The organism is Thauera phenylacetica B4P, assembly GCF_000310225.1.
Lineage (GTDB): Bacteria > Pseudomonadota > Gammaproteobacteria > Burkholderiales > Rhodocyclaceae > Thauera > Thauera phenylacetica.
The window spans coordinates 1-16,484 of sequence record NZ_AMXF01000016.1 but is presented as its reverse complement, the minus strand read 5'-3'; the positions used below and the strand labels follow the sequence as shown (position 1 = coordinate 16,484).

The window sequence follows — 16,484 nt, the reverse complement described above, 5'->3', positions numbered from 1 at the left end:
CTTACCGGCTTGAGGCAAATGCAAGAATACTGAAACCGATCGTCGTCCTGCCGGCGGCCGATCGGGCGAACGGCTTGCCGCCATGCATGCGCGCGATCGCTGCGACGATCGACAATCCGAGTCCGTGATTGGTGCTTCCGTGTTCGCGCGCCGCGTCCGCCCGGTAGAAGCGGTCGAACAGGCGTGGAAGATGTTCCGCAGGAATCACCGGCCCGACGTTGCTGACGGACAGGCGAACGCCGCCGGCAGCGTCCGGCTCGATGTCGACGTCAACCATCGACCCGCGCTCCGCAAAACGGGTCGCGTTGGCGAGGAGGTTCGATATCGCCCGCCGCAACAAACCCGCATCAAAGCCGCCGCCGCCGTCCCCGCAAACCCGAACGCTGACGCCCGCCTCCTGGAGTGCTGCATCGTGGAATTCGACCACCTCGGTCGCAAGAGCGGCGAGGCTGCCGACAGGGCTTCGGCGCGCCCGCTCGCCGCGATCGGCCTTCGACAGGAACAGCATGTCATTGACGAGACTCGCCAGGCGGTGCAGGTCCTCGAGGTTCGATCCCAGCACGTCCCGCAACTCGGGAATGCCGCGTTCGCGGCTCAGGGCGAGTTCGGTCTCGCCGATCAGTGTCGCCAGCGGCGTACGCAGTTCATGGGCGACGTCCGCATTGAAGCCTTCCAGTTGCCAGTATGCGTTGTCCAGCCGCACGAGCAGCGCGTTGAACTGCGCGACCAGCGGCTGCAGTTCCTGCGCCTGCGCGGAACCATCCAGCGGCTGTCCGACGTTTTCCGGACTGAGCGCGGCGGCTTGCCGAGCCAGGTCGCGAACGGGCAGCAGCGCGCGTTGCACGAGCCACGCCCCCCCGGCGGAGACGACCACGGCGCCGGCCAGCGCACTCGCCAGTAACGTCCACGCCAGTTGCCTCAGCAATTGGGCATCGGAACTGCTGTCGAGCGCCAATTCGGCACGCAGCACGGCCGTGCCCGACCACGGTGAAGGGATCTCGAATTCAACCCGACGCAGGTGCGCGGGGGGCTCGGGGGCCGGCGGCGTCATGTACAGGAGCGTCTCGGCGCCCTCGGTCAGCCGCAGTTTGAGGTCGGCATGGCCGATGAAGAAATCGTCGAGCTTGTGACGTAGGCTCGGCAGTTCCTCCGGTGTCGCGATCTCACGAACAAGGTGGCGGATCACGTCCTGCTTGTGCCGAAGCTCCTCGGTCTGCTTCGCAGAAAAGTTGAGGCTGGTGGCCACATACACGACGACGCAGACGAATCCGAGTCCGATGAAGGTCTGTACCGCGAGCCACCATGACAGCCAGCGGCCCAGCGAACGCGGATTGCGCATCCTCAGGGTTCCCGGTCTTCCAGCACGTAGCCCATGCCGCGCACGGTGTGCAGCAGCTTCTTCGCGAAGGGGTCATCGAGCTTGCTGCGCAAGCGCCGTACCGCAACCTCCACGACATTCGTATTGCTCTCGAAGTTCATGTCCCACACCTGCTCGGCCAGCGCGGTGCGCGACAGCACCTGACCGTGCCGGCGCAACAACAAGGTCAGCAGTGTGAATTCCTTGGCCGTCAGATCGAGCCGTTGTCCGGCGCGCGACGCCTTGCGCCGCACGAGATCGAGTTCGAGGTCGGCCAGCCTGAGGACCGTGAGATCTTGACCGGCCGTCGGAATGGCGCCACGCCGTAACAGCGCCTGGACGCGTGCGAGCAGTTCGGACAGGGCAAAGGGTTTCACAAGATAGTCGTCGGCACCCGCCTGCAGCCCCTTCACGCGATCCTCCACCTTGTCCCGCGCGGTGAGCATCAGCACCGGTACGTGCTTGCCGCGCCGCAGTTCGCGCAAGACGGCGAAGCCGTCCAGGCCCGGCAGCATGACATCGAGCAGGACGAGGTCGTAATGCCCTTCGATCGCGAGATAGCGCCCCTCGGTGCCGCTGTGCGCGACATCGACGACGTAGCTGTTTTCGGTCAGCGCCTTGCGCAAGTATTCGGCGAGCTTCGGCTCGTCTTCGACGACCAGGATCTTCATGCACGAATTATCGCGGAGGCGGTGGCGCGTCGACATTACGAATTCGTAATCGGGCTGTTCGCGATTCGACGTGAACGGTTTTCTACAGTACGCCCCGTACCCGGCACATGGCGTATGCAGGGGTCGTCTCAGAAAACGGAAAATAAAGCACGCTAAGCGTGCGTGGAGGCTGGCACCCAGCGGTACAGCGTCGGAATGGACACGCCGAGGTTCTTGGCCACGTCCTTGGGCGGCACCCCGCTGGCCAGCAGCTTCTTGGCCGACTCGATCTTGCTGTCGGTCATCTTCGGCTTGCGGCCGCCTTTGCGGCCGAGCTGCTTGGCGACTTCCAGCCCGGCGCGGGTGCGCTCGACGGTCAGCTCGCGCTCCATTTCGGCAAGGCTCGCCATGACGTGGAAGAAGAACCGCCCGGATGGTGTGCCGGTGTCGATGGAGTCGGTGAGGCTCCTGAACTGGACACCGTGCTTGTGCAGATCGCCGACCAGATCGACCAGTTGCTTGACCGACCGGCCCAGCCGGTCGAGCTTCCAGACGACCAAAGTATCGCCTTCGCGCAGCATTTCGAGCGTCTTGGCCAAGCCAGGCCGGTCTGCCCGCGTGCCACTCACCTTGTCCTCGAAGACCTTTTTACATCCGGCCTTGCTCAAGGCTTCGCGTTGCAGCTCCAGGTTCTGATCCTGCGTCGAGACGCGCGCATAGCCAATCAACATGGCTTGTCTCGCGCCCGGTCGATGCGTTCCTGCATCGCCTGCATCACTTCTTCGTGGGTGTACGATCTGGCGTTGGCGTCGGTGGCTTGCCGCAGGGCTTCCTCAACCTCGCGCGTCATCCGCTCGTAATCCTCCGGCCACAGCGCTTGCTCCATGCGCAGCGACGCCTGACCCAGCAGGTGCAGCAGGCTGAACAGCCGCATGTCGTTGGTGGCGACGATGCGCTCCCGAATCTGCTCCTGAATAGCTTCGCTAGCCCGATGCGCTTGTGGTGTGGCAGTCCCCTCGTAGTCAGCGGGGAATTCCGCTTCCTCGGCAATCCTTGCCCAGGCGCTGGCCAGCGCCTCGATGGTTGACGTGCTCATTTCCGCCGCTCCTGTGCTCTTTGGCGAATCAACCGGCCAAGGGGCCTCGACGCGAAAACCAGCAGCATCACGCCTATCGGATACCAGGTCGAGAAGACCACCAAGGCATCGAAGGCTGGCCGTCCGGTGTTGGTAGGCAGTACGGCGGTCACAGCCATCAACCCGCCGACCGTCCAGATGATGCGCCACACGTAGGGCATCACGCGGGGCACGTAGCCGTCATCGAAAGCGGTCTGGTAGTAGCGGCGCAGGCCGCGCTCGGCAAGCGCCTGGCGCTGCCGCTCCGACAGCGCATCCGTCCGGCCATACCAGCGCCGGAATGGTGGACAGCGCAGCAGCAAAGGGGTGAAGAGGATCATCACCGCCACGATCGCGACACCCCACGCCATGACGGCGCCGGCATCGGGCCGCTTGGCGTTCTCGATCACGGGCGCGAAGACGCCCGGAGCACCGATCATCCAGAACAGCGCAATGTGCTGATGGAAGGAGAGCTTCATTTGCTCATCCACTTGCGCAGCAGGCGCTTTTTCAGGGAGGCGCGTTCTTGCGGGTTGCGTCCCTTGTGATTGGCGATGCGATCCGCCGTGGCGGCCTGGCGCTTGACGGGCCAGTAGGAGCGGCCATCCTTGCCCATCGACCAGACGCTGCTGGCCTGGTTTTCCAGCAGGGGCAGATGGGCGCTCAGGGCTTCGGGCGACGCGCTGGTCAGCGCCGTGCGCTCACGGGTGCGCCAGCGCTGATGCCAGAGCTTCTTGTCCTCGCGCTCGCTGCCGCAGGTCGTGTGCCCGACGATGGGTGTTTTGCGGCGGCTGCGGCTCATAACGTAGTGGTCTCCAAGAACATTCAGGACTGATCCCAGGCGTCGATGGTCAAGACCTGATCGGCAGGACAGGCGGCTACGCGGTCGGGAACTGGATGGTGTTCAGTCTCATGCCGACCCCATTCGATTGATCGCGTCGCTTGCGGCACGCTGCGACGCAAGGAGGTTTGCGACCTGGTTTAGCAGCCGTGTCCGCTGCATGTCTGTTACCTATCTCCCCGACCGCTCATTGGACCAACTCCAGAGATTGGGCTCTATCGCTCAGCCAATACGAAACCGGCATTGGCTGATGCCACAACCGAGACGAACACAAATGGCTCGGTACCTGTATTTCGCGCCCCGTGCACTTGGCCCGGTCTTGCCACGGCTATCTCACCTTCCCTGAGGGCACGAACAATCCCATTGCCCTGAAAGTAATCAGCCATTCCCGACAAAACAGTCCACGTGTCTTGGCCGTGAGGATGAATGTGAGCCGCAATTTCCTGCCCGGGATGGACATGCCAAACCACGATAATTGAGTCTCGGGTTTCAAGCACAACGGAACGAATAGGCTCGCCTTCGGACGGCTGAACATACTCGGCTACAGAAAATATTCTCGATTCAACAGTCATCGGAGATCCCTCTTTCACAGTGCCCCCAGACAGGCTGGATATGAGTTCTAACTCGAATTTGAACGGGAGGCTGGTCGTGCGGTCGTGCAGTTGCCGATGAGCGTGTCGGCTGCTGCCTCCTTGCCCACCAGCGAACTCACGTCCGTTGCGGCCATCCAGAAGGTCTTGCCCGAGCGCGGCTCATAGGTCGCGGGATCGAACACGCCAGAGGGGCCGAACATCGGCGGCTTGATTGGTCATGGCTCCATGCCTTTGTCGTTACGGTCTTCATCGTCGGCATCCTGACGCACGGCGGGCAATTGCTGGAGCAACGCCGGCAGCCATTCCTGTACCGTCTCCCACACCACATCGAGGTTGATGTCGAAATAGCCGTGAGCCATGCGATTACGCATATTGCGCATGCTGCGCCACGGCACGTCGGCATGCGCCTGGGTGAACTCGACGTAGCCATCCATCACCTTTGTGGCCGCCTCGCCGATGACGATCAGGCTCATGATGACGGCCTGCTGGGTGCGCTTGTCGGCCAAGAAGTCGTCCTTGGCCATCCCTTCCACGAAGCTGCGCGCATCGGTTGCGGCCTGCTGAATGTGGTCGAGGTAATCGGGCAGGCGGTTCTCGCTCATATCGGTTGCGCCTCCGCGAGCACCTTGGCCCGGAACTTCGGCGGCAGGTCGCCGGGAGTCAGCAGATCGACGTCAACGCCGAGCAGCGATTTCAGTTCTTCTTCCAAATCGCCCAAGTCCAACAACGTGGCACCGGGCAGCGCATCGACCAACAGGTCGAGGTCGCTGCCATCCCGGTCGGTGCCATGCAGCACCGAGCCGAAGACGCGCGGGTTCGCGGCGCGAAAGCGGCCTACCGCTTCACGCACTGCGCTTCGCTTCATGTCAAGCACAACAGACGGTCGCATGCGCATCCTTTCTTATCGAAACTCGTTGAGATGATATGCAATCAAGAATAGAATTTCAAGAACTATTTTCGAGAATCGCAATGCCTTGATTCCCGTGCCGCGCTGTCACTTTCAGAAGGCGACAGCACGAAATATCAAAAGTCGACCGCACGGTCTTTTCTGACGTTGGAGTCGCCTCAGAAAACGGAAAATAAAGCACGCTAAGGCGTAGTTCCCTCGGGCTACACCGCGTCCGCACTGCGCGGTTCTTTCTTCCCTTGCAGTGACGCAATCAGCGGGCAGGAAACGTTCCCCTTCCGCGCATGGCAGGCGCACACCAAATCAGACAGCACGGCCTCCATGCGCGCCAGGTCAGCCATCCTCTCGCGCACGTCCTTGAGCTTGTGCTCGGCCAGGCTGCTGGCTTCCTCGCAATGGGTGCCATCCTCCAGCCGCAGCAGCTCGGCGATCTCATCCAGGCTGAAGCCCAACCGCTGGGCTGATTTCACGAAGCGCACCCGCGTTACATCCGTCTCGCCATAGCGGCGAATGCTGCCGTAAGGCTTGTCCGGTTCCGGGAGCAAGCCCTTGCGCTGATAGAACCGGATGGTCTCCACATTGACCCCGGCCGTCCTGGCGAAAACGCCAATGGTCAGGTTCTCCAAATTGTTTTCCATATCGCTTGACTCCGTACATAACTACGGAAGTAAGCTTAAGCTATCCAATTCAGATTCGAAAGGACAAACGTATGTCTGAACCTCAAAACGGGCGCGGCGCGCTCTTCACTGGCGGGCTGGCCGCCATCCTCGCCTCGGCTTGCTGCCTCGGGCCGCTGGTTCTGATCGCCTTGGGGTTCAGCGGCGCTTGGATCGGCAACTTGACGGTGTTGGAACCCTATCGCCCCATCTTTATCGGCGTGGCGCTGGTGGCGTTGTTCTTCGCCTGGCGGCGCATCTACCGGCCGTCAGCCGCCTGCAAACCGGGTGAGGTTTGCGCGATTCCCCAAGTGCGAGCTACTTACAAGCTCATTTTCTGGGGCGTGGCCGTGCTGGTTTTGGTCGCGCTCGGATTTCCCTACGTCGTGCCATTTTTCTATTGATCACAGGAGTTCACCATGAAAAAGCTGCTTTCCGCCCTTGCCCTCGCTGCCGTTGTTGCCCCCGTGTGGGCCGCCACCCAGACCGTTACGCTGTCCGTACCGGGCATGACCTGCTCGGCCTGTCCGATCACTGTCAAGAAGGCGATTTCCAAGGTCGATGGCGTCAGTAAAGTTGACGTGACCTTCGAGACGCGCGAAGCGGTGGTCACCTTCGATGATGCCAAGACCAGCGTGCAGAAACTGACCAAGGCTACCGAGGATGCGGGCTACCCATCATCAGTCAAGAACTGATCATGAAAGACCCGAAGACACTGCTGCGGGTCAGCATCATTGGCACAACCCTCGTGGCGCTGTGTTGCTTCACCCCTGTTCTGGTCATTTTGCTCGGTGTGGTCGGCTTGTCCGCGCTGACCGGCTATCTGGACTATGTGCTGCTGCCTGCGCTGGCGATTTTCATCGGCTTGACCATCTACGCCATCCAACGAAAACGCCAAGCCGATGCCTGCTGCACACCGAAATTCAATGGAGTAAAAAAATGACCGAAATCACCGTGAATGGCATGACCTGCACATCCTGCGCCACCCATGTCAAAGATGCTTTGGAAAAGATTCCCGGCGTGAATGCCGCTGTGGTGTCCTATCCAGAAAGCCGCGCGCAAGTCATGGCAGACACCGCCGTGAGCCACAACCAACTGCTGGCCGCCATCGCCGCATTGGGTTATCAAGGCTCGATCCGGGTTGGTGATTTCAAAGATGAACCAAAAATCCGTGATGCACTTGAGGGCGCCGGTTTGCATATCGCCATCATTGGCAGCGGCGGGGCCGCGATGGCGGCGGCGCTGAAGGCCGTCGAGCAAGGCGCGACGGTCACGCTGATCGAACGCGGCACCATCGGCGGCACCTGCGTCAATATCGGCTGTGTGCCGTCCAAGATCATGATCCGCGCTGCCCATATTGCCCATCTGCGCCGGGAAAGTCCGTTCGACGGCGGTATTGCGGCAACTGTGCCTGCGATTGACCGCAGCAAACTGCTGGCCCAGCAGCAGGCCCGTGTCGATGAACTGCGGCACGCCAAATACGAAGGCATCCTGGACGGCAATCCAGCCATCACCGTTTTGCACGGTGAAGCGCGTTTCAAGGACGACCAGAGCCTGGTCGTCCGTTTGAACGAGGGTGGCGAGCGCGAGGTAACGTTCGACCGCTGCCTGGTCGCCACCGGTGCCAGTCCGGCCGTGCCGCCGATTCCGGGCCTGAAAGAGTCACCCTACTGGACTTCCACCGAAGCGCTTGTCAGCGACACCATTCCCGCACGCCTGGCCGTGATCGGTTCGTCGGTGGTGGCGTTGGAACTGGCGCAAGCCTTTGCCCGGCTCGGCAGCCAGGTCACGATCCTGGCACGCAGCACCTTGTTCTTCCGGGAAGACCCGGCCATCGGCGAGGCCGTGACAGCCGCTTTCCGCGCCGAGGGCATCGAGGTGCTGGAGCACACGCAAGCCAGCCAGGTCGCCCATGTGAACGGCGAATTCGTGCTGACCACCGGACACGGTGAATTGCGCGCTGACAAGTTGCTGGTTGCCACCGGTCGGGCACCGAATACGCGCAGCCTCGCGCTGGACGCGGCGGGGGTCACTGTCAATGCGCAAGGGGCCATCGTTATCGACCAAGGCATGCGCACGAGCAACCCGAACATCTACGCGGCCGGCGACTGCACCGACCAGCCGCAGTTCGTCTACGTGGCAGCGGCCGCCGGCACCCGTGCCGCGATCAACATGACCGGCGGCGACGCAGCCCTCAATCTGACCGCGATGCCGGCAGTGGTGTTCACCGACCCGCAAGTCGCCACCGTGGGCTACAGCGAGGCGGAAGCGCACCACGATGGCATCGAGACCGACAGTCGCACGCTGACACTCGACAACGTTCCGCGAGCGCTTGCCAACTTCGACACACGCGGCTTCATCAAGCTGGTCATCGAGGAAGGTAGCGGACGGCTCATCGGCGTGCAGGCGGTGGCCCCGGAAGCGGGCGAACTGATCCAGACGGCGGTGCTCGCCATCCGCAACCGCATGACGGTGCAGGAACTGGCCGACCAGTTGTTCCCCTACCTGACAATGGTCGAGGGGTTGAAGCTTGCGGCGCAGACCTTCAACAAGGACGTGAAGCAGCTTTCCTGCTGCGCTGGATAAAAAAAGGAGGTTTTCAATGAGCGCCTACACCGTGTCCCGGCTGGCCCTTGATGCCGGGGTGAGCGTGCATATCGTGCGCGACTACCTGCTGCGCGGATTGCTGCGTCCGGTGGCGTGCACCCCGGGCGGCTATGGCCTGTTCGATGATGCCGCCTTGCAACGGCTGTGCTTCGTGCGGGCGGCCTTCGAGGCGGGCATCGGCCTGGACGCGCTGGCGCGGCTGTGCCGGGCGCTGGATGCTGCGGACGGCGATGAAGCGGCCGCGCAGCTTGCCGTTCTGCGCCAGTTCGTCGAGCGTCGGCGCGAAGCGTTGGCCGATCTGGAGGTGCAGTTGGCCACCATGCCGACCGAGCCGGCACAGCACGCGGAGAGTCTGCCATGAACAGCCCCGAGCGCTTGCCGTCCGAGACGCACAAACCGATCACCGGCTACCTGTGGGGCGCGCTGGCCGTGCTCACCTGTCCCTGCCATTTGCCGATTCTCGCCATTGTGCTGGCCGGCACGACGGCCGGCGCGTTCATCGGAGAGTACTGGGGTATCGCAGCCCTCACGCTGACCGGTTTGTTCGTCCTGTCTGTGACACGACTGCTGCGGGCCTTCAAAGATCGATCATGAGCGCTTCCCATTGAGACAAACCACGCTGTCGCTACGTTGCCTCATGCCGGCATCAAATTCGGCTGAGTAGCTTCTCGCCATCTGGACGTAGCTCACCCTTGGGTGAAACATGCCGATACAGGGTCTGCCGCGTGACGCCAAGTTCCTGGCACAGGTCGCCGACCTTGGTCTCTGGCTGACCCATTGCCGCCATCGCCAGCCGCAGCTTGGCGGCGGTCATCTTGAACGGCCGGCCGCCTTTCCGCCCGCGCGCGCGGGCCGAGGCTAGGCCGGCAATCGTGCGCTCCGCGATCAACTCGCGCTCGAACTCGGCCAGGGCGGCGAAGATGCCAAAGACCAGCTTGCCGGCGGCGGTCGTGGTGTCGATGGCCGCGCCGTGCCCGGTTAATACCTTCAAGCCGATGCCGCGCCCAGTCAGGTCGTGCACGGTGTTGATGAGATGTCGCAGGTCGCGTCCGAGCCGATCCAGTTTCCACACGACCAGTGTGTCGCCAGTTCGCAACGCCTTCAGGCAGCTCGTCAAGCCGGGCCGATCCTCGCGCATGCCGGATGCCTGGTCCTCGTAAAGATGTACTGGATCGACCCCGGCGGCAATCAGCGCGTCGCGCTGCAAATCGGTAGCCTGGGAGCCGTCCGCCTTCGATACCCGCATGTAGCCTATCAGCATGTCGTACCTGTCACATATACGTTCGATTATGTGACAGTGTGAGCCAGAAAGTTCTCGCCGTCAAAAACTGTCACTTAACCCGTCATTTAGTCTAAGACCTGCAAACGGCCATTCAGGCTCGTAATGTGACAAAAACTCCGGCGGGATGCCCTCCTTGGTGAACGTGGCGCGCAAACGTTCCAGGGATTCGGGGTCGCGTCGCCCGTAGGACGCCAGTGTGAACAGCAAGCGGGCCGTCTCCGGGTTGTGTCGCGCTTCAATGATGGCCTCATCGATGGCCTGGGCTGCTCGTTGCCAGTGGTTGATGGGTTCCGGCTTCGGCACCTTCGCCGGCAGGCCGTTGGTGAAACCAGTGTGCGGCTCCGTCTGAAACAGCGCGGCCTGTTCCCCGCGCGGGATCAGCGCCTTTGACTCGATCAGCGTGATGGCGGTGGCCGCCGCCTCCAGCATCTGCCACTGCACCGCCGGGGCCAGAATCTCGTAGGGACGCCACAGACTCTGCCCGGCGCGCAGCGGATGGCCGCAGCGCTCCCAGACATGGCGGATGCTCGCCGAGCAACTGCCGCAGTGCGAGAGCGGCGTGTTCAGCTCATCAAGCAGGGTGCGCAGCAGCCGGAACCACAAGCCGGCGTGGACACGCCGACGCGGCAGCTCCACAAAACCCGTCGTCAGCGCCTGCCAGGTGCGCCGGTCCATGCAGGCGATTGCGTCATCGGCAGGGCGCGGCGCAGCATCGGCGATTTCCCACTGAAGATACCGGCCGGGCATGCCCCAGTAGGACTCCAGCCAGCAGCCATGCTGCGGGCAGCTCAGCATCAAGGGGAGCTGCCAGACGAGTAGCACAGCTTGATTCGTTGGATCGTTCAGACACTGCGGACACGCCCGGCGAATCGTCTGGCTCGGTAGCCAGGCACGCCAGCGAGTGATGGACCGCACCTTGCGGGTGCGCTTGGGCAGGAGCACCGCGCATTGGAATGTATAGGTTTCCAAGGCTGCTGGTACCGAATCGTCGAGACTGTCGAGCAGCCACGGCACCCAGCCTGCAAGACTCATGCTGCGCAACCGCTCCAGCTCGACGCCACTGCGCTGGCAGAGCGCCGTCAGCAACGACAAGGATGGTGCGGTATCCAGGTCATCAAGTTGGCTGTGACCAAGATCGTGGGCCAGCAGCTCGTGCACGTCCATCTGGTAGCAGGCGGCGACCCGGTTGAGCCATGAGGACAGGGCTTCGCCTTCCTTGGGTGCCGGATGCAGCGGCCAGCGCGGCGCGGACTTCACATCAGTTCCCGCTCGAACTGTCGCCGCCGCTCACTGGGGCCGATGTAGTCGGCCATGCTGAGCGTGCGGTGGTTGATCGCTTCCTCGCCACTCTCCACGGCGGCGACGGCCGCCGCCACCAGCAGATGTGCAAGCTCGCCGATGGTGCCTTCGCTCCGGGTGAGCAGGTAGCGGGCCATGTCCAGCGTGGCAATCGGGGATGGCCGCCGTAGCGGGAGTGACGCCGCGAAGCTGGCCAGCAGCGAGCAGCAGTCCTCATTGGCCTCCCACGGCGGCAGCAGCATCGGCTCGAAGCGGTTTTCCAACTGATCGTCCGAACGGATGGCCAGGTACGCCTCGCGCGTGCCGACCCCGACCAGGGGGATACGCAGCTCGTTGCCGAGGAAGCGCAGCAGGTTGAGGAACTCGCGCCGGTTAACGCTGTTGCCAGCCAGTACATTGTGCAGTTCGTCGATCACCAGCATGCGCACGCCGACCTTGCGCAGCAGGGCCAGCGCCAGTTGCTCCATTTCCGGCAGCCGTGGGCGCGGGCGCAGCGGCGCGCCCATCGCAGCCAGCAGCGCGACATAGAAGCGGATCACCGATGGCTCTGACGGCATCTGCACGACCAGCACCGGGATATGTTCTTGGTCAGCGTCGGTGCCGACCGGGTGCGCCCGCCGGAATTTCTCGACGATCATCGACTTGCCGTTGTTGGTGGGGCCGACCAGCAGCAGGTTTGGCATGCGTTGCTTGTTCGGCCACGCATACAGAGTTTCCAGCCGGTTCAGCGCCTCGACCGCGCGCGGGTAGCCGATCCAGCGGTCGGCGCGAATGCGCTGGATGCGCTCGTCTGCCGGCAGCCTGGCCAAACCCTGTGCCGCTGGCAGCAGGTGGGACAGGTCAATGACGGGATATTCGTCCACGGCTACCACTCCTCGATCTGATCGAACGGTTTGGCCGGCGGCAGGTTGTCTGCCTGCGGGTCAGCCATGTCCACATCCGGCGGTATGGGCTTGGCCGGTGGCTCCGACGTCTTGAGGTGCTGGCGGCGATCAGCGTCGCGCCGCGCCTTGCGCGTGGCCTTCTGGGCGGTGGTCACGATCTCGCGCATCTGCCCGATCATGCGGAACAGCGCCGACTCGTCCACCTGCTCGCGCCCGAGCTGACGCAATTTGGCCAGCGCCTGGCGTTGTTCCCAGAGGGTGACGGCCGGATGGGACAAGGTGCGGTAGTGGATCTCCAGATAGTGCTGACCTTCCGGTTCCAGTACCCAGATGCGGCTGATGTCGCGCGGATCGCGCCGGATCAGGAAGGCGGGCAAGCGCTCGCGCCGGGCAATCCACGGCTTGAGGGCGTCGGCGTAGTAGTGGATGTGGTCGATGACAAAGCCGGTGCGGGTCAGGGTGCGGCGGATCACCGGCAGGAAATCGACCAAAAACGCGGTGGGGCGGGTAACGACGGCCGGGACGCCAACGCGCTCCACGGCCTCGGCCCAGCGCGCGGCCGGCGGCTGGAGCAGGCCGTTGTGCACGGAGCCGTGATAGGTGCCTACCGCCAACGCGAGCCAGCGCTCCAGCTCGCGCAGCGTCAGGGTGGCCATCTTCTCGGAATCGTACTCGCCGCGCTGGCCGGGATTGGAGAAGGTCGTCCCCGGTAATTCGTCGTGGATCATCTGCATCGCCGTGCCGATGATCCGTTCCACGATGCCGCCGTAGTGCGGCTGGCCTGGTGGGCGATAGTCCAGCCGGATGCCATGCTGTTCGCAGCCACGGCGCAGCGCTTCGCTTTTGAACTCGGCCGCGTTGTCCAGATAGAGCAGCCTGGGCTTGCCGCTCATCGGCCAGTCCATTTCCACATTCAGCCCTTCCAGCCAGGGCCGCTTGTCGCAGGCGGCATGCGCGAGGCATAGGCCGACCGAGACGGCGGACGGCGCTTCCAGCGTGACCACCATGCCGAGTACGCAGCGCGTGAACACGTCGATGGCGAGGGTCAAATATGGGCGGCCAATCGGTTGCCGGTCGCGCTCGTCGACCACGATCAGGTCGATGACGGTGTGGTCGATCTGCACCTGTTCCAGCGGCATGGTGACTTCTGGCGGAATGCCACCCGCGCCTTGCAAGGGACGGGCAGCGTCCTGCCCGCCCCGGCTGCGGGCTATTTTCGCCGGGTGTAGTCCGGCAATCCGCTGGGCCACGGTGTTGCGCGCCGGCACCGGCAGCTTCTGGGTTTTGCACGCCTGCGCGACTTCGCGGTGGAACGCCGCCAGGCTGCGTTTCTGCTTGGTCAGGAAGCGCTTTTGCAGCAGCTCGCGGATGATGCGCTCGACCGGTTCCGGCAAGCGCCCCTTGCCTTTGCCGCCGCCGGATCGGCCGGGCGTCAGGTCTGTTACCAGGCCAGTACCCTGCCGGGCGCGACGGATCAGGACATATACCTGTCGCCGGGACAGGCCCAGCGCTTGGGCTGCCTCATCGGCGGCTTCATGCCCGACCACCTCAAGCGCTGCCAGTGGCCCGATGATTTCCGTCCGGTGCCGGGCTTGCGCCCATGCCTCGTCGGGCAGGGTGGCCACGCCTTGCGCGGCAATCGGTGGAGTGTCTGATGTCATGCCCAAACCTCGCTTTGGTGCACACGAGTATTGAGCATAGTCGAGATTGGTGCAGACGACTCCTGATATTGGGCTGTCAGGAGCCGTATGCACACCAGGCGTTACATCCAGTCAGATGGTGCGGTCGTCTTCTGAAAACGACACAAACCTCACGAGCCCGGTCTTGAGTTTCCGCGCGGAGCGGATCTCCGTTGCGGCGTTACGAAGGTAGCGCGCTCCCACCACCGCTTGTTGAAGGAAGCGCTCACCTTCTGGAGTCAGCCCTGCCCCCGCTCGCGTACGCTTGAAGAGAGAAAAGCCAAGTTGGCGCTCAAACAGCTGCACACGTCGGCTGACGGTGGATTGCGATATCGATAGGCGCTCCGCCGCTCGGCGGAAGCTGCCGGCCTCGGCGACCTGAACGGCGTACTTCAGGTATCGGAGATCAAGAGTCAGGTCGGGCATGAGACCCGTCCGATCATACCGGCGGTCTCATCGGCGAACCGCCTGCGCCCGGTGAGCGGCACCCATGCACGTCCACTTTCATCGAGCCCACCCCCGCTAGCGCCTGGGGAACGAGCACGTCCGTTGATCTCAGATGTGGAATCCGAGCTGAGCCCCTCAATGAGCATGACCATGTCCGAATCTGTCATAGATGCATGCGGCGGTCATACATTTTCACACGCTTGAAGTCTATGCGCGAAGCATATATTCTTGCGGTATGGAGCCTGAGGTCGCCAAGTACCATTTAGGTGCACTCGCGTTGGCCGTTGCAGACAGCATCGCCAGTGTCTCGGCCTCGTTTTCACCAAGCGGCCCGGGGACCGCCGTGATGGTGTTACTCAGCATGGAGCCCGGACTGCCGATCAGCGTTTTGGCTACCTCGATCGGGCTTTCTCATGCCGGGACGGTGCGATTGATCGATAGGCTCGAGCGCGAACAGTTGGTGGAACGACGAAGACAAATCACCGACAGGCGGGCGCGCTTCATTCACCTCACCAATTCGGGGAAGAAGATAACGGACGCCTTGCTCAAGGCACGGGAGCAGGTGATCTCCGAATGTATTTCGCCCCTGTCGCCCAATGACCTCGACATTCTAGGCATGCTGTCGGAGCGGCTCCTTGTGGCAAACGGCTTCGACAAAGATGGCTCGGTCAGCCTTTGCCATCTGTGCGGCTACAGCAGGATCGCGCCTTCCCGTGGTAAAGCTAAGCCGGGGCGCTCGCCACGCTGGAACGTCGCATCAGAAGGCTGACGATATGATCAGGCAGGCTTGAAATAATGGGATCGTTTGCGCTCGAACTTCTTCTATGCGTACTTGCCTTCGGGTTCGGATATGCGGCGAACCAAGGCGGAACCTGTTTAGTGGTGGCCGCTCATGAGTTACACAGAAGACAGCCGCCGAAAATGTTCGTCGGATTTCTCGCAGCGTCGGCAGCGGCAGGCCTGGTTGCGGTCCCGATAGTCTGGACGGGAACACTGGGCGCAACACTCGCACCCTCGACCAGCATCAATTTCCTCCTGCTCATCGGCGCCATCGCCTTCGGCCTCGGCGCACTCATTAATGACACATGCCTGCTCGGATCGCTGGCGCGGCTTGGGGATGGGGAGATGCGACTTCTAGCTCTACCCTTGGGATTAACGATTGGTATCTTGGCTGCCGACCATGGCAGGTTCGGCTACGATTCAACATGGCCAAGCTTAATCTCCAAACCGAGCGCAACAGGCCTCGTTACTCTCCTAGCCTTCCTAGTTGTGCTCGTGCTGGCACTCGTTTTCGTTTCCACGAAGAGCGTTCTGCGAACAAAGCCGGGTTGGTCGTTCGGCGCTTCGATGATTGGACTCGGTATCACTGGCGGACTTCTATATGCACTCTCGCCGGCCTGGACCTTCGCAGACGTGATTCAACGCGCCCTTCCTCTCAGAATGTCCCCGGCCGGCGAGGTCGCGCTCACTGCGGTGATCTCTTCGATCGCAGGCGCCCTAACCGCCTCCTTTCGCCAAGGCAATCTGCGTCTCCAACTGCCGACAGCCAATGGCATTCTGCGATCTGTCGTCGGCGGCACATTGATGGGTATCGGCATCGCGCTCATACCCGGCGGGAATGATGGGTTGATCCTCGCAGCGGTTCCGACTCTTTCACCTGGTGGGATAGTCGCCTACCTTCTGATGACGACGACAATCGTCTTCGGATTTGCAGCGCGTGGTAAGTTATTCCGGCGCTGCCTTTCACGGCCATGATAAGGGCAACAGAGGACTTGCCCTCCTGACATGAGCATTTATCCCGACCGGGAATATCGGCTGACTAGCTCGTATGCCTTTGCAGGCCCTTGGACCATGATGACCACTTCAAAGGCCGCCGGCCCCAGAATCCTGTAGGTTGCATGGTAGGTGTCGTCTCCGCAGGCATAGACGCCACTCGCTTCCAACCCGGTATCCGTCCGCGAGAAACTCAAGCTGAGGAACTGCGTCCCGATATGAGGTCCGTCTGCGAACTCGACGACAACACTGTCCTCGCTCAAGCGATAGCGATACTGCCGGCACGCGGAGAATACTCTGCCATCTGCCAGTGTTAACGGCGGTCGATTCCCGCACAAATCCGGCGTCCACCGCCGGCACGGCACAGCATGACCTTGATCTGGTGAGCGGATAGC

General features: G+C 62.6%; 25 protein-coding genes. 8 read left to right on the top strand and 17 right to left on the bottom strand.

Annotated features, from left to right (window positions below; all coding sequences use genetic code 11):
- Position 1: 1 nt before the first annotated feature.
- From C667_RS04360 to merR, 11 genes are all read right to left on the bottom strand, one after another.
- The gene (locus C667_RS04360) at positions 2–1,339 is read right to left on the bottom strand and encodes a heavy metal sensor histidine kinase (protein ID WP_004355848.1); all 1,338 of its coding nucleotides are present in this window, start codon (positions 1,337–1,339) and stop codon (positions 2–4) included.
- Between the two features lie 2 nt (positions 1,340–1,341).
- Positions 1,342–2,028: a heavy metal response regulator transcription factor gene (locus tag C667_RS04355; protein ID WP_004355846.1), complete on the bottom strand. Its 687-nt coding sequence runs from the start codon at positions 2,026–2,028 to the stop codon at positions 1,342–1,344.
- Between the two features lie 152 nt (positions 2,029–2,180).
- On the bottom strand, positions 2,181–2,738 hold the full coding sequence (locus C667_RS04350) for a recombinase family protein (RefSeq protein WP_003100847.1): 558 nt from the start codon (positions 2,736–2,738) through the stop codon (positions 2,181–2,183).
- Entirely contained in the window at positions 2,732–3,103 is a 372-nt protein-coding gene (locus C667_RS04345) for a hypothetical protein (RefSeq protein ID WP_003100853.1), read from the bottom strand. Before C667_RS04345 ends, C667_RS04350 begins: the two co-directional genes overlap by 7 nt.
- Entirely contained in the window at positions 3,100–3,600 is a 501-nt protein-coding gene (locus tag C667_RS04340; RefSeq protein WP_003100856.1) for a hypothetical protein, read from the bottom strand. The genes C667_RS04345 and C667_RS04340 overlap by 4 nt, the downstream gene beginning before the upstream one ends.
- A complete protein-coding gene (locus C667_RS04335) occupies positions 3,597–3,923 on the bottom strand; it encodes a hypothetical protein (RefSeq protein ID WP_003100858.1) in 327 nt (108 codons plus the stop codon). The genes C667_RS04340 and C667_RS04335 overlap by 4 nt, the downstream gene beginning before the upstream one ends.
- A 254-nt stretch (positions 3,924–4,177) precedes the next feature.
- The gene (locus C667_RS24765; protein WP_003465043.1) at positions 4,178–4,534 is read right to left on the bottom strand and encodes a cupin domain-containing protein; all 357 of its coding nucleotides are present in this window, start codon (positions 4,532–4,534) and stop codon (positions 4,178–4,180) included.
- 47 nt (positions 4,535–4,581) lie between these two features.
- Positions 4,582–4,755 (bottom strand): hypothetical protein, encoded by a 174-nt coding sequence (locus C667_RS26145; RefSeq protein ID WP_003154411.1) that lies wholly within the window; start codon positions 4,753–4,755, stop codon positions 4,582–4,584.
- Positions 4,756–4,770: 15 nt separating this feature from the next.
- Positions 4,771–5,157: a HepT-like ribonuclease domain-containing protein gene (locus C667_RS04330; RefSeq protein WP_003100872.1), complete on the bottom strand. Its 387-nt coding sequence runs from the start codon at positions 5,155–5,157 to the stop codon at positions 4,771–4,773.
- A complete protein-coding gene (locus C667_RS04325) occupies positions 5,154–5,420 on the bottom strand; it encodes a nucleotidyltransferase family protein (RefSeq protein ID WP_016487057.1) in 267 nt (88 codons plus the stop codon). The genes C667_RS04330 and C667_RS04325 overlap by 4 nt, the downstream gene beginning before the upstream one ends.
- Before the next feature lie 245 nt (positions 5,421–5,665).
- Entirely contained in the window at positions 5,666–6,100 is a 435-nt protein-coding gene (merR, locus tag C667_RS04320; RefSeq protein WP_000429838.1) for a mercury resistance transcriptional regulator MerR, read from the bottom strand.
- 71 nt (positions 6,101–6,171) lie between these two features.
- Here merR and merT point away from each other — a divergent pair, with 71 nt between their 5' ends.
- The 6 genes from merT to merE are packed head-to-tail and all read left to right on the top strand — an operon-like array spanning position 6,172 to position 9,319.
- Positions 6,172–6,522, top strand: coding sequence for a mercuric ion transporter MerT (gene merT, locus C667_RS04315; protein WP_001294667.1), 351 nt, complete (start codon positions 6,172–6,174; stop codon positions 6,520–6,522).
- Between the two features lie 15 nt (positions 6,523–6,537).
- The gene (gene merP, locus C667_RS04310) at positions 6,538–6,813 is read left to right on the top strand and encodes a mercury resistance system periplasmic binding protein MerP (RefSeq protein WP_000735441.1); all 276 of its coding nucleotides are present in this window, start codon (positions 6,538–6,540) and stop codon (positions 6,811–6,813) included.
- Between the two features lie 2 nt (positions 6,814–6,815).
- A complete protein-coding gene (merF, locus tag C667_RS04305; protein ID WP_000654684.1) occupies positions 6,816–7,061 on the top strand; it encodes a mercury resistance system transport protein MerF in 246 nt (81 codons plus the stop codon).
- Complete coding sequence (merA, locus tag C667_RS04300) at positions 7,058–8,704, top strand: mercury(II) reductase (RefSeq protein WP_000136268.1); 1,647 nt, start codon at positions 7,058–7,060, stop codon at positions 8,702–8,704. The genes merF and merA overlap by 4 nt, the downstream gene beginning before the upstream one ends.
- 16 nt (positions 8,705–8,720) lie before the next feature.
- Positions 8,721–9,086, top strand: a complete 366-nt coding sequence (gene merD, locus C667_RS04295; protein WP_003465059.1) for a mercury resistance co-regulator MerD — start codon at positions 8,721–8,723, stop codon at positions 9,084–9,086.
- Positions 9,083–9,319, top strand: a complete 237-nt coding sequence (gene merE / locus C667_RS04290) for a broad-spectrum mercury transporter MerE (RefSeq protein WP_001087809.1) — start codon at positions 9,083–9,085, stop codon at positions 9,317–9,319. The genes merD and merE overlap by 4 nt, the downstream gene beginning before the upstream one ends.
- A gap of 52 nt (positions 9,320–9,371) precedes the next feature.
- On the opposite strand, the gene C667_RS04285 is transcribed toward merE, so the two are convergent.
- The 5 genes from C667_RS04285 to C667_RS04265 form a co-directional block, all read right to left on the bottom strand.
- Positions 9,372–9,986, bottom strand: a complete 615-nt coding sequence (locus tag C667_RS04285; protein ID WP_000904941.1) for a recombinase family protein — start codon at positions 9,984–9,986, stop codon at positions 9,372–9,374.
- Positions 9,987–10,046: 60 nt separating this feature from the next.
- On the bottom strand, positions 10,047–11,264 hold the full coding sequence (locus C667_RS04280; protein WP_003465063.1) for a TniQ family protein: 1,218 nt from the start codon (positions 11,262–11,264) through the stop codon (positions 10,047–10,049).
- The gene (locus C667_RS04275) at positions 11,261–12,169 is read right to left on the bottom strand and encodes a TniB family NTP-binding protein (RefSeq protein WP_003465065.1); all 909 of its coding nucleotides are present in this window, start codon (positions 12,167–12,169) and stop codon (positions 11,261–11,263) included. The genes C667_RS04280 and C667_RS04275 overlap by 4 nt, the downstream gene beginning before the upstream one ends.
- A 2-nt stretch (positions 12,170–12,171) precedes the next feature.
- Complete coding sequence (locus C667_RS04270) at positions 12,172–13,851, bottom strand: TnsB C-terminal domain-containing protein (protein ID WP_003465068.1); 1,680 nt, start codon at positions 13,849–13,851, stop codon at positions 12,172–12,174.
- A gap of 111 nt (positions 13,852–13,962) precedes the next feature.
- A complete protein-coding gene (locus C667_RS04265; RefSeq protein ID WP_004357617.1) occupies positions 13,963–14,295 on the bottom strand; it encodes a LysR family transcriptional regulator in 333 nt (110 codons plus the stop codon).
- 190 nt (positions 14,296–14,485) lie between these two features.
- On the opposite strand from C667_RS04265, the gene C667_RS04260 reads away from it, so the two are divergent.
- On the top strand, positions 14,486–15,085 hold the full coding sequence (locus C667_RS04260; protein ID WP_228722688.1) for a MarR family winged helix-turn-helix transcriptional regulator: 600 nt from the start codon (positions 14,486–14,488) through the stop codon (positions 15,083–15,085).
- Positions 15,086–15,111: 26 nt separating this feature from the next.
- Positions 15,112–16,071 (top strand): YeeE/YedE thiosulfate transporter family protein, encoded by a 960-nt coding sequence (locus C667_RS24750; protein ID WP_004099025.1) that lies wholly within the window; start codon positions 15,112–15,114, stop codon positions 16,069–16,071.
- Between the two features lie 38 nt (positions 16,072–16,109).
- On the opposite strand, the gene C667_RS26735 is transcribed toward C667_RS24750, so the two are convergent.
- The gene (locus C667_RS26735; RefSeq protein ID WP_083881267.1) at positions 16,110–16,454 is read right to left on the bottom strand and encodes a DUF6314 family protein; all 345 of its coding nucleotides are present in this window, start codon (positions 16,452–16,454) and stop codon (positions 16,110–16,112) included.
- Between the last annotated feature and the right edge of the window lie 30 nt (positions 16,455–16,484).

Bases quoted from the DNA above. Each gene is read 5' to 3' on its own strand.
- C667_RS04360 (WP_004355848.1), bottom strand. From the start codon at position 1,339: ATGCGCAATCCGCGTTCGCTGGGCCGCTGGCTGTCATGGTGGCTCGCG.
- C667_RS04355 (WP_004355846.1), bottom strand. From the start codon at position 2,028: ATGAAGATCCTGGTCGTCGAAGACGAGCCGAAGCTCGCCGAATACTTG.
- C667_RS04350 (WP_003100847.1), bottom strand. From the start codon at position 2,738: ATGTTGATTGGCTATGCGCGCGTCTCGACGCAGGATCAGAACCTGGAG.
- C667_RS04345 (WP_003100853.1), bottom strand. From the start codon at position 3,103: ATGAGCACGTCAACCATCGAGGCGCTGGCCAGCGCCTGGGCAAGGATT.
- C667_RS04340 (WP_003100856.1), bottom strand. From the start codon at position 3,600: ATGAAGCTCTCCTTCCATCAGCACATTGCGCTGTTCTGGATGATCGGT.
- C667_RS04335 (WP_003100858.1), bottom strand. From the start codon at position 3,923: ATGAGCCGCAGCCGCCGCAAAACACCCATCGTCGGGCACACGACCTGC.
- C667_RS24765 (WP_003465043.1), bottom strand. From the start codon at position 4,534: ATGACTGTTGAATCGAGAATATTTTCTGTAGCCGAGTATGTTCAGCCG.
- C667_RS26145 (WP_003154411.1), bottom strand. From the start codon at position 4,755: ATGTTCGGCCCCTCTGGCGTGTTCGATCCCGCGACCTATGAGCCGCGC.
- C667_RS04330 (WP_003100872.1), bottom strand. From the start codon at position 5,157: ATGAGCGAGAACCGCCTGCCCGATTACCTCGACCACATTCAGCAGGCC.
- C667_RS04325 (WP_016487057.1), bottom strand. From the start codon at position 5,420: ATGAAGCGAAGCGCAGTGCGTGAAGCGGTAGGCCGCTTTCGCGCCGCG.
- merR (WP_000429838.1), bottom strand. From the start codon at position 6,100: ATGGAAAACAATTTGGAGAACCTGACCATTGGCGTTTTCGCCAGGACG.
- merT (WP_001294667.1), top strand. From the start codon at position 6,172: ATGTCTGAACCTCAAAACGGGCGCGGCGCGCTCTTCACTGGCGGGCTG.
- merP (WP_000735441.1), top strand. From the start codon at position 6,538: ATGAAAAAGCTGCTTTCCGCCCTTGCCCTCGCTGCCGTTGTTGCCCCC.
- merF (WP_000654684.1), top strand. From the start codon at position 6,816: ATGAAAGACCCGAAGACACTGCTGCGGGTCAGCATCATTGGCACAACC.
- merA (WP_000136268.1), top strand. From the start codon at position 7,058: ATGACCGAAATCACCGTGAATGGCATGACCTGCACATCCTGCGCCACC.
- merD (WP_003465059.1), top strand. From the start codon at position 8,721: ATGAGCGCCTACACCGTGTCCCGGCTGGCCCTTGATGCCGGGGTGAGC.
- merE (WP_001087809.1), top strand. From the start codon at position 9,083: ATGAACAGCCCCGAGCGCTTGCCGTCCGAGACGCACAAACCGATCACC.
- C667_RS04285 (WP_000904941.1), bottom strand. From the start codon at position 9,986: ATGCTGATAGGCTACATGCGGGTATCGAAGGCGGACGGCTCCCAGGCT.
- C667_RS04270 (WP_003465068.1), bottom strand. From the start codon at position 13,851: ATGACATCAGACACTCCACCGATTGCCGCGCAAGGCGTGGCCACCCTG.
- C667_RS04265 (WP_004357617.1), bottom strand. From the start codon at position 14,295: ATGCCCGACCTGACTCTTGATCTCCGATACCTGAAGTACGCCGTTCAG.
- C667_RS04260 (WP_228722688.1), top strand. From the start codon at position 14,486: ATGCATGCGGCGGTCATACATTTTCACACGCTTGAAGTCTATGCGCGA.
- C667_RS24750 (WP_004099025.1), top strand. From the start codon at position 15,112: ATGGGATCGTTTGCGCTCGAACTTCTTCTATGCGTACTTGCCTTCGGG.